A 13,801-nucleotide genomic window follows, 5' to 3' on the forward strand; every position below is an offset into this window, starting at 1 on the left:
CGATGGCGACCACGAGCGCGACCGACACCGCCGGCCAGGACCGGCTGTTCGCCGCGCTCGCCAACGGGACGCGTCGCGAGGTGCTCCGCCTCCTCAGGGACGAGGGCCCACAGCCCGTCCAGGCCCTCGCCGACCACTTCGCGATGCGCCGGCCCAGCCTCTCGGAGCACCTCAAGGTGCTGCGCGAGGCCGGCCTCGTATCGGAGGAGCGCGCGGGGCGGCAGCGCATCTACCGGCTCGAGGCCACCCCCCTGGCCGAGGTGCAGGAGTGGCTCCATCCGTACGAGCGGTTCTGGCGCGGCCGCCTGAAGGGGCTCGCCGAACTCCTCGACCGCATGCCCGACGATGACGGGTCATGAGCCTCACGAGCATCACCGTCGACCAGTTCCTCCCCCACCCATCCCCAAGCTCTCGACTTCGCTCGAGCAGGGGAGACCCCATTCCAAGGTCTGGCGCGCCCTCACCGAACCCGAGCTGATCGCCCAGTGGCTGATGCCGGGCAGTGAGGACTTCCGCCTCGAGGTGGGCCACCGGTACGTGATGACGACCGTGCCGCGACCCAACACCGGCTTCTTCGGCACCGTCGACGTCGAGGTCATCGCGTACGAGGAGGAGCGGATGCTCAGCGTCCGGTGGCAGGACCGGGATCCGGCCAATTCTGCAGACTGGACCATTACGTGGAACCTGGAGCCAGAAGGCCGTGGCACGCGTCTCTTCCTAGTGCACGACGGATTCGATCCGGACGATCCGGCACAGATGATGGCGCGGAAGATCATGGACGGGGGCTGGCGTTCGCATGTCATGCGGGCGCTGGGGCAGACGCTCGCAGAGCTGTAACCGTGGGAACACCCCCCGTGCACGTGCATCTGCCCATGCATCGGCATGTGAACGCAGCTATGATCCAGGACAGTTGACCACTACACCTGACTCACTGGCCACATGAGCCTCATAGGCCACAGCACGACCGGGGAGCGACCTGTGCACCACGTGTACAACGGCATGGCGGCCACGGAACTTCACGGTGTGGTCTGGCAGAAGAGCAGGCACAGCAACTCGCAGGGCTCCTGCGTGGAGTTCGCGAAATTGCCGGGGGGACGGGTGGCGATGCGCAACTCGAACTTCCCGGAGGGCCCGGCCCTCGTCTACACGCCCGCCGAAATCGAGGCGATGCTGCTGGGCGTCAAGGACGGGGAGTTCGACCACCTGATAGCCGACGGGTGACAGTTGCCGGCGACAGTTGCTGGGTGACACCTGACGGATGACAACTGACGGGTGACAACTGGCAGATGACAGATGACAGATGACAGATGACAGATGACAGATGACGATATCTGTCAGCTGATCATCGTCGGATGACAGGTGACAGCCGTCAGTCACCAGTCGCCAACTCTCAAATAGCGACGGTCAGTTGCCGGGCCTCACAGCCGGAACAGCGCCCACACCACTTTCCCGTTCAGCGTGCCGGCCAGCGGATGCCAGCCCCAACTGTCGCTGAACGAGTCGACCAGGAACAGGCCGCGGCCTGATTCGGCGTTGAAGTCGTCCTCGGCCTCGCGGGCGACGGGGCTCTCGTCGCTGGGGTCGCGCACCGCGCACACCAGGCGTGAGGTCCAGCGCATCAGGTGCAGCCGCACCGGTGGGTCCTGCGGGCGCGGGGTGTCCGAGGGCAGTGCGTGCCGCAGGGCGTTGGTGACGAGTTCGGAGACGACGAGACAGACGTCGTCGAATCTCTCCGCCACGTCCCAGCCGTCGAGCGTCCCGCGCGTGAACTTACGGGCGCTGCCCACCGCTTCGTACCGTGCGGGAAGTGCGCAGGAGGCGGAGCTGGAAACGGCCGAAGGGTCGAGTGGCGGAAGCCCCTGCCTTAACGGCTCGAGCATGGCCGGTCCATTCGTCCCCATCCGAGGCACTCCCGGGATTCGCGGTACATAGCGAGTGGAGCGGTGGTGCGTGGGCCATCGTTCCGAATGCGTACAGCAGATGCAAGGGCAGATGCACGTGCACGCGCCCGGCCTGTCCCCCCGCGTACCACTTGTTGCTCATTTCTTCCCGCGACTTCTTGTGGAGACCTTTCGCAACCTTTCCGTTTCTGTAACCGAACGAGTACGGGCCGGAGCGTTTTAATGGCAGACTTCGGCTGCTGGAGCGATCGGGAGGGTGGAGCGACGTGAGTGCGGGAGAGTCGAGCGGCTCGGTGGTGCGACGCATCCTGCTGGGCTCGCAACTGAGGCGCCTGCGCGAATCGCGTGGCATCACCCGGGAGGCGGCCGGCTACTCGATCCGCGCATCCGAATCGAAGATCAGCCGCATGGAGTTGGGACGGGTGAGCTTCAAGGCCAGGGACGTCGAGGACCTGCTGACCCTGTACGGAGTCGCCGACGAGGCGGAGCGCGGCGCGCTCCTCTCCCTCGTCAAGGAGGCCAACGTCGCGGGCTGGTGGCATACGTACTCGGACGTCCTGCCCGGCTGGTTCCCCACCTATGTCGGCCTGGAGGGCGCCGCGTCGCTCATCCGCGCCTACGAGGTGCAGTTCGTGCACGGGCTCCTGCAGACCGAGGGGTACGCGCACGCGGTCGTCGCCCGGGGCATGAAGGACGCACCGAAGGCGGACATCGACCGGCGCGTGGCACTGCGCCTCGAGCGGCAGAAGCTCCTCGTCTCCGAGCGCGCCCCCGAGTTCCACGTGGTGCTCGACGAGGCGGCGCTGCAACGCCCCTACGGCGGACCGAAGGTGATGCAGGGTCAGCTCCAGCATCTGATCGACATCTCCGAGCGGTCCAACGTCACACTTCAGGTCATGCCGTTCGGCTTCGGTGGCCACTCGGGTGAGACCGGCGCCTTCGCGATGCTCAGCTTCCCGGAGTCCGACCTCTCGGACATCGTCTACATGGAGCAGCTCACCAGCGCCCTGTACCTCGACAAGCGCGAGGACGTCACGCAGTACGCCCGGGCGATGGAGCAGCTTCAGTCGGAGTGCCCGACGCCCGCGGAGAGCGTGGACATCATCCGGGGCCTGCTGGCGAAGGCCGCCTGACCAGTACCTGCTGTCCAGTACCCGCTGTCCAATACCCGCTGTCCAATACCCACCGACCAAGGCTGGCCGAGAACCGCTCCTTCCGGCCCGATTTCCGATCGGCGGCGATCGGCCAGGCGTCCTAACCAGGCCACAACTCGACTGGTACAGACGTAAGATGACGAGCCATTAGGTGTCTGCCGGCAGCAGCAAGGGATCTCATGTCCTACTTCACCGAACTGGCCCAGCAATACATCGACGGTTCATGGCGTCCCGGCCGCGGGGCGTGGGACATCATCGACTTCAACCCGTACAACGGCGAGAAGCTGGCCTCCATCACCGTGGCGTCGGCCGACGAGGTCGACGAGGCCTACCGCGCGGCCGAGCGGGCGCAGAAGAGCTGGGCGGACACCAACGCCTACACGCGACGCCTGGTATTCGAGCGGGCGCTGCGCCTGGTCGAGGAGCGCGAGGACGAGATATCCGACGCGATCGTCGACGAGCTCGGCGGTACGCGGCTGAAGGCCGGGTTCGAGCTGCATCTCGCCAAGGAGTTCCTGCGCGAGTCGATCCAGCTGGCGCTGCGCCCGCAGGGGCGGGTCATCCCGTCGCCCGTCGACGGCAAGGAGAACCGGGTCTACCGCGTTCCCGTCGGCGTCGTGGGCGTCATCAGCCCCTTCAACTTCCCGTTCCTGCTGTCGCTGAAGTCGGTCGCGCCCGCGCTGGCCCTCGGCAACGGCGTGGTCCTCAAGCCGCACCAGAACACTCCGATCTGCGGTGGCTCCCTGGTCGCGAAGATCTTCGAGGACGCGGGGCTGCCGGCCGGCCTGCTCAACGTCGTCATCACCGACATCGCCGAGATAGGCGACGCGCTCCTCACCCACCCTGTGCCGAAGGTCATCTCCTTCACCGGCTCCGACACGGTGGGCCAGCACGTCGCGACGGTGTGCGCCTCGCAGTTCAAGCACGCCGTCCTGGAGCTGGGCGGCAACAGCGCACTGACCGTGCTCGACGACGCGGACGTCGACTACGCCGTCGACGCGGCGGTCTTCAGCCGGTACGTGCACCAGGGCCAGGTCTGCATGGCCGCCAACCGGATCCTGGTGGACCGCAAGGTGGAGAAGGAGTTCACCGAGAAGTTCGTCGCCAAGGTCAGGTCCCTCAAGGTGGGCGACCCCCGCGACCCGTCGACCGTCATCGGCCCGGTCATCAACTCCACGCAGGCGGAAGCCGTTTCGGGCGTCGTCGACCAGGCGCTCGCGGAAGGCGCGACCGCGCTGCTGCACGGCAAGGCCGTCGGCAATCTGGTCGAGCCGAGCGTCCTGACGGGCCTGCCGGCCGACTCCCCGGTGCTGCGGCAGGAGATCTTCGGTCCTGTCGCGCTCCTCATCCCCTTCGACGGGGACGAGGAGGCGGTGGCCGTCGCGAACGACACCCCGTACGGGCTGAGCGGGGCCGTGCACACGCGGGACGTGGAGCGGGGCGTCGCGTTCGCGCGGCGCATCGACACCGGGATGATCCACGTCAACGACGGGACGGTGCACGACGAGCCGCTCGTCGCGTTCGGCGGCGAGAAGCGGTCCGGGCTCGGCCGGCTGAACGGCGAGGCAACCATCGAGGCGTTCACCACGCAGAAGTGGATCTCCGTGCAGCACGGCCGGAGCCAGTTCCCGTTCTGACGCCCCCGCTCGCGTTCAGACCTCCAGGAGCGGGCCGAACGCGCGGGGCGGGCCCTCCAGGACCGCCTCGCCGGTGGCGCGGATCCCGGTGGCGAGCAGACCCTCGTCGGCGGCCCGGCGCGCTTGCGCGTGCAGGCCGCCGACGATCACTACGGGCAGCCGGGTCACCGACCGCCGCGCTTCCCGAAGCGCCGCTCGAAGCGCTCCACGCGCCCGGCGGTGTCGAGTACGCGCGCGTTGCCCGTGTAGAAGGGGTGGCTCACGTTCGAGATCTCGACGTCGATGACGGGGTAGGTGTGGCCGTCCTCCCACTCGACGGTCTTGTCACTGGTGGCGGTCGAGCAGGTCAGGAAGGCGTGGTTCGCGGCACGGTCACGGAAGACGACCGGGCCGTAGGAGGGGTGGATGTCCTTTCGCACGGGGCTCAGCGCTCCTCTCGGAAGTCGACGTGGTGGCCTGCGACCGGGTCGTACTTGCGCAGGGTCACGCGGTCGGGGTCGTTACGGCGGTTCTTGCGGGTGACGTAGGTGTAGCCCGTACCCGCGGTGGACCTGAGCTTGATCACTGGGCGGAGTTCGTTGCGTGCCATGTGGCTAGTATATGAAAATGAATCCCGTTTCCAAAATGATCCGGGTCACAGCACCGGCTTGCGGGGCCACAGCCACCGAGAGAGGTACGTCGTCATGTCCGCGCACTGCATGCTGACCGGGGCCGCCCCCGCCTTCGGCAACCGCATCTCCCACTCCCACCGGCGCACGTCACGCCGCTTCGACCCCAACGCCAAGCGCAAGCGCTACTGGCTGCCGAGCGAGGGCCGGCACGTACGGCTGCGGCTGAGCGCCAGGGCGATCAGGACCGTCGACGCGATCGGCGTCGAGGCCGCCGTCGCCAGGATTCGTGCCCGTGGAGTGAGGATCTGATGGCCAGGAAGAGCAAGATCGCGAAGAATGAGAAGCGCCGGAGGGTCGTCGCACGCTGCGCCGCGCGCCGGGCCGAGCTCAACGAGATCGTCCGCCGACTGTCGTCCACCGAGACGGAACGGATCGCCGTACAAAGGGAGTTGGCACGTCAGCCGAGGGACGCGAGCGCCACGCGCGTACGCAACCGCGACAGTGTCGACGGCCGGCCGCGCGGATACCTGCGCGCCTTCGGTCTCTCCCGGGTGAACCTGCGCGAGCAGGCGCACGCGGGCTTCCTGCCCGGAGTGCGGAAGCCTTCCTGGTGAAATGAGGGGCGGCTGGTAGCTTGCTGCGGGCCGGGCCACGTACCGGCAGTCACATCCGCAACGTAGGGGGATCTTGTGCTCAAGCGCGTACGGATCGGTGCCGCCGCGGCGGGAGTTGCCGCGACGCTCGTGATCACCGGATGCAGCAGCGACAGCGGTGACGGGGGCGACGGGAGCGGCGGCGGCAAGTCCAAGGAGACGCCGCAGGCCTCGGACAGCGCGTCCGCGGGAGCCGACACCGGCGGTTCCGGCTCCGGTTCCAGCGGGAAGTCCGGGAGCCTTCAGGGGAGTTGGGTCACCACGTCCCAGGGCAAGAGCGTCGCCCTGCTCGTCAGCGGCAAGAAGGCGGCCCTGGTCGGCGAGCACGTGTGCAGCGGGACCGCCGGCGACGAGACGGGCATGCAGATGCTCACCCTGAAGTGCGCCGACGGGAACACCGACCGGAACATGGGGCAGGTCAAGTCCGTCGACGCCACGACCATGAAGGTGTCGTGGGAAGGCTTCGGGGACGACACGTTCCGCAAGACGGACGACGGGAAGCTGCCGTCGGGGTTCCCGACGATGGGGCTGCCCAAGTCCTGACGCGGGGCTGACCCGGCCGAGTCGGGCGACTCGGGATACTCGGGCGACTCGGGCGACTCGGGCGGTTTCTTCGTCGTTGCTCCCCGTTATTGGGCCGCTCGATCCTCCGGACCGGGCGGCCCTTCGGGTTTCCGCGCGCCGAGCTTCGGGGCGCCGGGCTTCGAGGCGCCGGGCTTCGGGGCGCCGGGCTTCAGGGCGCCGGGCTTCGGGGCGTCAGGCTTCGGGGCGCCGGGCTTCGGGATTGTCGGGCTTCGGATTGTCGTGCGTGTGCGGGCCGTCGGGCTTCAGGGTGATCGGGGGTACGTCGGTGTCGAGTGCGTCCGAGAGATCCTCCAGGGCCTCGAGGAGCAGGCCCGCGCCCCTGCGTACGACCCGGTCCGGTACGCCCTCGCCGTCCCAGTCCGCGAGAGCGTCCCGTACCGCCTGCCAGCGCGGCACCCGGCGCTCGCGCACCGCACGCGCGCCGTCCTCCGTGGCGGTGCGCAGCGCCTTCGCCAGGCGGGCGGCCGCGGGGACCGGGGTCGCGTCACGTTCGGGGAGGTGCGCCTCCATCAGCATCTCGACCCGGCCGATGTGCCGCAGGGCGTGTTCGGCGTCGTCGGCCGCGGCGCGGGAGAGGCCGCGGTGGCGCACCGGTTCGGTCCGCGCCCTGGACGCGGCCTCCTGCCAGGCGAGTTCGGCCGTGCGGGCGGCGAGCAGGGCCTCGCGCACATCGGGCAGGTTCCCGCCGCCGGGCTCCGCGTAGCGGCCGATCACGGCGGCGCCGTACCGGCCGAGGGCGAGCAGCCAGTCCGCGAGGCGCGTGCGCAGGCGGGGCGTCTCCCAGGCCGGGTACACCGCGTACGCCAGCATCGCGAGGAGGCCGCCGACGAGCGTGAGGACGACCCGCTCGGGGACCGTCTGGTCCCACGCCTCGCCGCCCATGCCGAGCAGGAACACGACGTACGCGGCGACACAGGCCTGCGCGGCGAGCTGGCCCGTGCGCATCACGAGGTACATCAGGCCCGCGCAGATCACGGCGAGCGTCGCGGAGAGGCCGGTGTCCGGGTGGGCGACCTGGACGAGCCCGGTGGCGAGGGCGACTCCGATGAGTGTGCCGCCGAAACGGGCCACCGCGCGCGAGTACGTCTGCGAGAAGTCGGGGCGCATGACCATGACGGCGGCCATCGGCGCCCAGTAACCGTGGCCGAAGGGGAGGGCGGTGCCGATGAGGTAGCCGACCGCCGCGACGGCCGACACCCGGATGGCGTGCCTGAGGATGGGCGACCCGCGGTACAGCTCCCTGCGCATCGCTCCCGCCACGATGGGGAGCAGCCGGCCGAGGGTGGGGCGGCTGAGCTGGGCGTTCTCGTTGCGGGGCTCGGGGTGCTGGGTGTCCGTCCGTGCCCCCGCGGTCTCCAGTACGTCCGTCAGGAGCGAGCCGAGGCGTGCCGCGGCTCGCTTCGCCGGGCCGGAGAGGATCGCCTCCGTGTCGGGCGTCTTGAACGTGGCGACCGCCGCCGGGGGCACCTTGACCGGGGCGCCGTGGCGGATCGCCCGCGCCGCCGCGTCCAGGATCGAGCCTGTCGCGCCCAGGAGTTCCAGGACGCGCTCGCGTTCGGGCCCCTCGTCCGGGACGCCGACCGCCGGGTCCGCGAGCGAGGCGAGGACCGGGCGGATGCGTTCGGCGATGCCGCGGGCGCCGCGCAGCTGGGCCGGGCGGGTGCGGGCCTGGCGCGGGGTGAGCGCGGCGGCGTTGCGCGCCAGCATCAGCGGTTCGCCGTCGAACGGGGCGACCGGGTCGTGGCGCAGCCGGCGCGCGTAGTCGGCCTCCGCGGCGAGCGCGTCGGCCAGGGCGTCGCGGTGCGCGCCCCATCTGCGTACCGGGAAGAGGATCACGAGGGCGGCCTGGACGAGACCGCCGAAGACCATCATCGCGGCGTGCCCGGCGGCGTTCGCGACCGACGTCGGCAAGGTGATCGTGACCAGCATCATCGCGACGTTCGACGACGCGATGATCCCGGTCGTCGGGCCCGCCGCCCAGGCCAGGCCGGCCAGGAACGTCCACAGGACCAGGAGCGCGAGGAAGAGGGCGAGGTGGCCACCGGTGAGGTAGCCGAGGAAGGTCGAGACGGCGAGGCTCGCGCCGGAGGCCACGGCCAGCTCGGGGCGGGGGCGCCAGCTGCGCTGGAACGTGGCGATCGCCGCCTGGAACGCACCGAACGCGGAGCTCGCCGCGACCGCCGGGCCGAAGAACGTGAGGCTGACCGTGATCACGATGGCCAGACCGGCGGCGCCACGCAGCGCGACCAGGGGTTCCAGGCGTTTCCGCTCGACACTCAGGCCCGAGCGGGCGGTGTCCTTCAGCGCCCGGAACCAGCTCACTCCGTCAGGATACGGGCGAGTCGGGCATATAGGTCGGGGTGGTTCGGTTCACCAGGGCGTGCCGCCACCGCGCACCTCGGCGCGGCCGGAGACGCGGGAGCCGTCCGTGATGTGGGCACCGTTGGTGACGCGGGCGCCGTCCGAATGACGCGGGCGCCGTTGGTGACCCGGGCACCGTCCGTGACGCGGGCGCGGTTGGTGACGCGGGAGCGTTCAGTTCAGCGCGGCGTGCCGCCGCCGCGCACCTCGGCGCGGCCAGAGACGCCGGCGCGGTCCGGGGCGCGGTCCGAGACGTGGGCGCGGTCGGCGGCCGCCACGCCCTCCGCCCAGCCGACGCCGTCGCTGACGCCCCGGACCCGGGTCGTCACGGTCTGCGGGAACATGTCGTCGGTCCGGCCGGCCACCGCGACATCGCGCGCCGCCAGGACCGGCAGCAGCCCGCCCTCCTGGCTCCGGCCTGTCACCTCCTCCGCCACGGCCGCGAGCCGGTCGCCGATGCGGTGCGCGTACGCGGCGAGGAACGCCTGCCGGAAGGTCTTGGTCCGCTTTCGTCCCCCGGCGCGCTGCTCGGCCTCGGCCCGCGTCATCGCCGCCGTGCCCTGCACCAGCAGCGACGTATGGAGCAGCTCCACCGCCTCCAGGTCGGACTCGAAGCCGACGACCGTGGAGAAGCCGAAGCCGCTGTTCCACACCGCGCGGCAGCGGTTCGCCGACGCGACCGCGTCCAGGAGGGCCGCCTTCGCCGTCTCGTACGGGGCGTCCACGCCGATCCGGCACGCGACGGGCGTGTCCTTCGCGTGCGTACGGGCCGCGAGAAGCGCCGCGTCGACGCTGTGCCTGGTCATCAGCTCCTGCGCCTTCGCAGCCATCGCCTCGGCCTCCGGCGGGTAGGCGGTCGCCTCGGCCTTCGCAAGCAGCGCGCGGATCCGGGCGAGCTCGCGCGGCTCCCCCGCGACGGGCCGCGCCACGGACTCGCCCGGCACCGGCCCCACGGCCTCGATCGGCGGGAGCCGCAGGAGCAGGCGGTACAGCTCCAGGACGGCGGTGGCGTACGAGAAGCGGTCCAGACGCGGGCCCCCACCAGCACTCGTGTCCTGCGGCAGGTCGGCGAGCTGCACGTCCCAGCGCGGTGGCAGGTACTCGTAACGTGCGGTCTCGGCTCGGATCAGGCGGGCCGCGACGTGTCCGTGCGGGGCCTCTTCGAGGTCGCGTACGACGATGCGTATGACGTCGGCGGGCTGCCAGCCGCGCTCCCAGGCCCGGCGCATGAACTCCTGCCCACGCAGCGCGAGTTGGGTGTCGGCGGACGGGTCGGCGGCGAGCAGGGACGCGCCCGTGTCGAGCCCGGCCTCCGCGCCCTCCCCGTACAGGGCGGCGGCGAAGGCCTGCTCGACCGCGGTCCGCGTCGTACGTTCCGTCATGCGGGGACGCCGCCTCCTTGCCTGTCTGGTCTGCCGTGCGGCTTGCCATGCGGTCCGCCGTGCGGTCCGCCGTGCCGTCTGCCGTGTCTTCTCTTCCATGGTCTCAGGCGGATACGGTGGGTAGGGCTGGCCATACCCCCGGGACGCCCCCCAGTGGTCGTGTTCGCGGGGCGCCGCGGCGGTTGGGTTGAGGCATGACCACACCTGCTGTGCGGCTCACCGCCGTACGTCGCGAGTACCGCGGCGTCACCGCCCTCGACGGGGTCGACCTCGACTTCCTCGCCGGGACCTTCACCGCCGTGATGGGGCCCTCCGGGTCCGGGAAGTCGACGCTGCTCCAGTGCGCCGCGGGCCTGGACCGTCCGACGTCGGGCACGGTCACCGTCGCCGGGACCGACCTCACCGGACTCGGCGAACGGGCGCTCACACTCCTGCGCCGGGACCGGATCGGTTTCGTGTTCCAGTCCTTCAACCTGCTGCCGTCGCTCACTGCCGCGCAGAACGTGGCACTCCCCCTGCGGCTCGCCGGTCGGCGACCCTCGCACGCGGAGGTGCGCGAGGCGCTGGGCCGCGTAGGTCTCGCCGAGCGCGCGGGGCATCGCCCTTCACAGCTCTCCGGCGGCCAGCAGCAGCGGGTGGCCCTGGCCCGCGCACTGATCACCCGGCCGGCCGTCCTCTTCGGCGACGAGCCGACGGGTGCGCTCGACACAACGACCGGCCGTCAAGTCCTGACCCTGCTACGGGAGTTGGTCGACCGGGAGGGTCAGACGACGGTGATGGTGACACACGACCCGGTGGCCGCGGCCCGCGCGGACCGGGTGGTGTTCCTGGTCGACGGGAGGGTCGTGGACGAGCTCCTGACACCGGACGCGGAGACGGTCGCGGCGCGGATGACGGGGCTTGAGGGGGGTTCAGGGGGTTCGGGGGGTTCAGGGGGTTCAGGGGGTTCGGGGGGTTCGGACGGGGGTGCGGGGGGTTCGGGGTGTTCTAGGGATTCGGAAGCGGGTGTGGGTGTGGGTGTGGGTGTGGGTGTGGGTGTGGGTGTGGGTGTGGGTGTGGGTGTGGGTGCGGGTGCTGGTGCTGGTTCGGGTGCGGGTGCTGGTTCGGGTGCGGATGACACGTCCGCCGCCGCTCGCTCCCTGTCCGGCGGCAACGCGCCCGGCAAGGGGGTCGACGCATGCTGACCACACTCACCTCCGCCTGGGCGAACCTGCGGACGCGCCGGCATCTCTTCGCGGGGGCGTTCGTCGCCGTCGCGCTCGGGGTGGCCCTGGTCACGAGCATGGGGCTCGGGCTCGCGGCGGCCGACGACCCACCTGCGGGCAAGCCTCAGCGGTTCGCCGCACAACCCGTCGTGGTCATGCCACACGACACCCTGACCGTTGAGGTCGACCGTGGCCCGCACCGCGCCCACGACTCGAAGAAGATTCCCCATCCACAGCCTGTGGATAAAGAACTGCTGCGCGAGCTCGCCGAGCTGGGTACCGTCCACCGTGATCATCTCGCGCCGGACGCAGTCGGTGTCGACGCCTCGGCCGCCGCCGTACGCGACGTGGTCGGCGACCGGGCGCAGGTCCTGACCGGCGCGGCACGGCATCTGGCCGACCCGGGCGCGGAGCGCGACGCGCAGGCGGTCGTCGCGGTGCGGGCGATGCTGGGCACGGCCGGCGGGGTCTCCGCGTTCGTCGCCGTCTTCGTCACGGCGTCGACGTTCGCGTTCGTGGTCGCCCTGCGCAGGCGGGAGTTCGGGCTGCTGCGGCTCGCGGGCGCCACTCCGGGACGCGTACGGCGTCAGCTCTTCACCGAGGCCCTCGCGGTGGGTGTCGCGGCGAGCGCCACAGGCTGCGCCCTCGGCTCCTGGGCCGCGCCGCTGCTCGCCCGGGCGCTGATCGACAACGGCATCGCGCCCCCGTGGTTCACAGTGAGCGGCACCGGTACGTCACAGTCGACCTCCTGGACCTCCTGGACCTCCTGGACCTCCTGGACCTCCTGGACCTCCTGGACCTCCTGGAGCTCCTGGACCTCCTGGAGCTCTTGGAGCTCTTGGAGCTCTTGGAGCTCTTGGACCTACTGGACCTCATGGCCGCTTCAACTCGCCTTCTGGACCGGCCTGTTCGTGGCGGTCGCGGGAGCATGGGCCGCGTCGCGGCGTGCCGGACGCATCGGCCCGGTGGAAGCGCTGCGGGACGCCGACGTGGACACGGACGTCATGCCGTGGAGCCGCCGGATCGTCGGCGCGGCGCTCCTCGCCCTGGGGCTCGGCCTGACGATCCACACCCTTTGGACCGACCCGTCGGCGCTCCTGAAACGCAAGACGTACACCACCCAGCCGATGATCCTCATCACCGCGGCGGCCGCACTCGCCCCGCCCCTTGTCCGCCCGGTGCTGCGGCTGATCCGGCTGCCGGGAGCCGTCGGTCTCCTCATCCGCGAGAACGCCGCCGCCTCCGTCCGCCGCACCGCCGCGGTCGCCGCACCCGTACTGGTGACAGTGGCACTCGCGGGCTCCCTGATGGGCTCGGCGGAGTCGGTGAGCGCGGCGAAGGCACTGGAGGCGAGCGAGCAGACGAACGCCCAACTCATCGCCACGGGTGATGACTTGAGCCTTACGCGGCGGCCGGGGCCGGGCGTGGCGGCCGTGTCCCCGTCCGCCTCCACCGCGGTCTTCGTACGGGAGGAGGGCACCGCCCTCCTCCGCTCAGAGGCGCGAGCCGTGAGCGACCCCGTGGCCCTCGCCGCGACGAGCCGCCTCCCCGTCGTCTCCGGCGACATACGCCACCTCGACGACCGCTCCATCGTCGTCAACGAGGAGTGGGAACACCACCGCGTCGGCGACTGCCTGACCGTCTGGCTCGGCGACGGCCGCCGCACCACACTCCGGGTCGCAGCCGTCCTGGCGCGCGGCACCGGCGACAACGGCGCATACGTCACCACGGCCAACGCCGGCGCGGCACCGGTCGACCGGATCGACGTACGCCTGGCACCGGGCGCCTCACCCGCGGCGGTGACGGATGCGCTGCGAGCGGCCACGTCCGGGCACGACGTGCGCGTACGCACCGCAGCCGCCTGGCTCGACGCCACCCACCCCAGGGTCAAACCCCAGACCCGGCAAGGGATGCTGCTGCTCCTGGGCATCGCCCTGACCTATACGGCGATCTCGCTCGCCGGAACACAGTTGATGGCCGCGTCCGTAAGGGACGGGGAACTGCGCGCCCTGCGCCGGGCGGGGGCCACCCGGGCGCAGGTCAGGTGGATGCTCGCCGGCGAGGCACTGGTCGCGGTCGCGGCGGGCACGGCCCTCGGACTGACCGTCACCGCGCTCAACCTGGGCGGACTCGCGGCCGCGCTCGGCCTCCTCTCGTCGGAGTCTGGTGCGGGGGCGGGGGCGGGACTTGGGGCTGGGGTCGTGGTGCCGTGGAACGTCGTCGGTTCGGCCGTGGGCGTGTGCGCGGTGGTTGCTGTGGGGGCGGGGGTGCTCGGCGCGGGATGGGGGCGCCGGAATGGTGTGGGTGGGTGA

At 71.0% G+C, this 13,801-nt stretch carries 15 protein-coding genes and 1 pseudogene; 10 read left to right on the forward strand and 6 right to left on the reverse strand.

Going from position 1 to position 13,801, the window contains the following annotated elements; translation table 11 throughout:
• Positions 1-2 precede the first annotated feature (2 nt).
• From OHA58_RS15635 to OHA58_RS15645, 3 genes are all read left to right on the forward strand, one after another.
• Entirely contained in the window at positions 3-359 is a 357-nt protein-coding gene (locus OHA58_RS15635; protein WP_405479276.1) for an ArsR/SmtB family transcription factor, read from the forward strand.
• On the forward strand, positions 346-837 hold the full coding sequence (locus OHA58_RS15640) for an SRPBCC domain-containing protein (RefSeq protein WP_405479277.1): 492 nt from the start codon (positions 346-348) through the stop codon (positions 835-837). The genes OHA58_RS15635 and OHA58_RS15640 overlap by 14 nt, the downstream gene beginning before the upstream one ends.
• A gap of 141 nt (positions 838-978) precedes the next feature.
• The gene (locus tag OHA58_RS15645; protein ID WP_100597687.1) at positions 979-1,221 is read left to right on the forward strand and encodes a DUF397 domain-containing protein; all 243 of its coding nucleotides are present in this window, start codon (positions 979-981) and stop codon (positions 1,219-1,221) included.
• A 197-nt stretch (positions 1,222-1,418) separates the two neighbouring features.
• Here OHA58_RS15645 and OHA58_RS15650 read toward each other — a convergent pair whose 3' ends face one another.
• Positions 1,419-1,901, reverse strand: coding sequence for an ATP-binding protein (locus OHA58_RS15650; RefSeq protein WP_383528696.1), 483 nt, complete (start codon positions 1,899-1,901; stop codon positions 1,419-1,421).
• Between the two features lie 266 nt (positions 1,902-2,167).
• On the opposite strand from OHA58_RS15650, the gene OHA58_RS15655 reads away from it, so the two are divergent.
• Both OHA58_RS15655 and OHA58_RS15660 read left to right on the forward strand, forming a co-directional pair.
• Positions 2,168-3,034 (forward strand): helix-turn-helix domain-containing protein, encoded by an 867-nt coding sequence (locus OHA58_RS15655; RefSeq protein WP_405479279.1) that lies wholly within the window; start codon positions 2,168-2,170, stop codon positions 3,032-3,034.
• A gap of 200 nt (positions 3,035-3,234) precedes the next feature.
• Positions 3,235-4,692: an aldehyde dehydrogenase family protein gene (locus OHA58_RS15660; protein WP_405479281.1), complete on the forward strand. Its 1,458-nt coding sequence runs from the start codon at positions 3,235-3,237 to the stop codon at positions 4,690-4,692.
• Between the two features lie 15 nt (positions 4,693-4,707).
• On the opposite strand, the gene OHA58_RS15665 is transcribed toward OHA58_RS15660, so the two are convergent.
• Genes OHA58_RS15665 through rpmG form a run of 3 tightly spaced genes read right to left on the reverse strand, consistent with a single transcriptional unit; the run spans position 4,708 to position 5,281 of the window.
• Positions 4,708-4,860 carry a hypothetical protein gene (locus tag OHA58_RS15665; protein WP_405479282.1) on the reverse strand — a complete coding sequence of 51 codons (153 nt, stop codon included), beginning with the start codon at positions 4,858-4,860 and terminating at the stop codon, positions 4,708-4,710.
• Positions 4,857-5,111: a type B 50S ribosomal protein L31 gene (locus OHA58_RS15670; protein WP_405479283.1), complete on the reverse strand. Its 255-nt coding sequence runs from the start codon at positions 5,109-5,111 to the stop codon at positions 4,857-4,859. Before OHA58_RS15670 ends, OHA58_RS15665 begins: the two co-directional genes overlap by 4 nt.
• Before the next feature lie 5 nt (positions 5,112-5,116).
• A complete protein-coding gene (rpmG, locus tag OHA58_RS15675; RefSeq protein ID WP_227296576.1) occupies positions 5,117-5,281 on the reverse strand; it encodes a 50S ribosomal protein L33 in 165 nt (54 codons plus the stop codon).
• Positions 5,282-5,375: 94 nt separating this feature from the next.
• Between rpmG and rpmB the strand changes: the two genes are divergently transcribed.
• The 3 genes from rpmB to OHA58_RS15690 all read left to right on the forward strand — a co-directional run bounded on the left by rpmB (position 5,376) and on the right by OHA58_RS15690 (position 6,499).
• Positions 5,376-5,612 carry a 50S ribosomal protein L28 gene (rpmB, locus tag OHA58_RS15680; protein WP_405479284.1) on the forward strand — a complete coding sequence of 79 codons (237 nt, stop codon included), beginning with the start codon at positions 5,376-5,378 and terminating at the stop codon, positions 5,610-5,612.
• Complete coding sequence (gene rpsN, locus OHA58_RS15685; RefSeq protein ID WP_405479286.1) at positions 5,612-5,917, forward strand: 30S ribosomal protein S14; 306 nt, start codon at positions 5,612-5,614, stop codon at positions 5,915-5,917. Before rpmB ends, rpsN begins: the two co-directional genes overlap by 1 nt.
• 75 nt (positions 5,918-5,992) lie before the next feature.
• Positions 5,993-6,499 (forward strand): hypothetical protein, encoded by a 507-nt coding sequence (locus tag OHA58_RS15690; RefSeq protein WP_405479287.1) that lies wholly within the window; start codon positions 5,993-5,995, stop codon positions 6,497-6,499.
• Positions 6,500-6,712: 213 nt separating this feature from the next.
• Here the strand turns inward: OHA58_RS15690 and OHA58_RS15695 are convergent, their stop codons facing one another.
• Together OHA58_RS15695 and OHA58_RS15700 are read right to left on the reverse strand one after the other, a co-directional pair.
• Positions 6,713-8,863, reverse strand: coding sequence for an FUSC family protein (locus OHA58_RS15695; RefSeq protein WP_405479289.1), 2,151 nt, complete (start codon positions 8,861-8,863; stop codon positions 6,713-6,715).
• A 218-nt stretch (positions 8,864-9,081) separates the two neighbouring features.
• Positions 9,082-10,284 (reverse strand): DUF2786 domain-containing protein, encoded by a 1,203-nt coding sequence (locus tag OHA58_RS15700; protein ID WP_405479291.1) that lies wholly within the window; start codon positions 10,282-10,284, stop codon positions 9,082-9,084.
• Between the two features lie 194 nt (positions 10,285-10,478).
• On the opposite strand from OHA58_RS15700, the pseudogene OHA58_RS15705 reads away from it, so the two are divergent.
• Positions 10,479-11,189 (forward strand): annotated as a pseudogene (locus tag OHA58_RS15705) (ABC transporter ATP-binding protein); the annotation flags it as partial.
• A gap of 272 nt (positions 11,190-11,461) precedes the next feature.
• Positions 11,462-13,801 carry an FtsX-like permease family protein gene (locus OHA58_RS15710; protein ID WP_405479292.1) on the forward strand — a complete coding sequence of 780 codons (2,340 nt, stop codon included), beginning with the start codon at positions 11,462-11,464 and terminating at the stop codon, positions 13,799-13,801.

Origin of the sequence: Streptomyces sp. NBC_00009 (genome assembly GCF_045040855.1) — a bacterium.
GTDB lineage: Bacteria > Actinomycetota > Actinomycetes > Streptomycetales > Streptomycetaceae > Streptomyces > Streptomyces aureus.

Bases quoted from the DNA above. Each gene is read 5' to 3' on its own strand.
- OHA58_RS15635 (WP_405479276.1), top strand. From the start codon at position 3: ATGGCGACCACGAGCGCGACCGACACCGCCGGCCAGGACCGGCTGTTC.
- OHA58_RS15640 (WP_405479277.1), top strand. From the start codon at position 346: ATGACGGGTCATGAGCCTCACGAGCATCACCGTCGACCAGTTCCTCCC.
- OHA58_RS15650 (WP_383528696.1), bottom strand. From the start codon at position 1,901: ATGGGGACGAATGGACCGGCCATGCTCGAGCCGTTAAGGCAGGGGCTT.
- OHA58_RS15660 (WP_405479281.1), top strand. From the start codon at position 3,235: ATGTCCTACTTCACCGAACTGGCCCAGCAATACATCGACGGTTCATGG.
- rpmG (WP_227296576.1), bottom strand. From the start codon at position 5,281: ATGGCACGCAACGAACTCCGCCCAGTGATCAAGCTCAGGTCCACCGCG.
- rpmB (WP_405479284.1), top strand. From the start codon at position 5,376: ATGTCCGCGCACTGCATGCTGACCGGGGCCGCCCCCGCCTTCGGCAAC.
- rpsN (WP_405479286.1), top strand. From the start codon at position 5,612: ATGGCCAGGAAGAGCAAGATCGCGAAGAATGAGAAGCGCCGGAGGGTC.
- OHA58_RS15700 (WP_405479291.1), bottom strand. From the start codon at position 10,284: ATGACGGAACGTACGACGCGGACCGCGGTCGAGCAGGCCTTCGCCGCC.
- OHA58_RS15710 (WP_405479292.1), top strand. From the start codon at position 11,462: ATGCTGACCACACTCACCTCCGCCTGGGCGAACCTGCGGACGCGCCGG.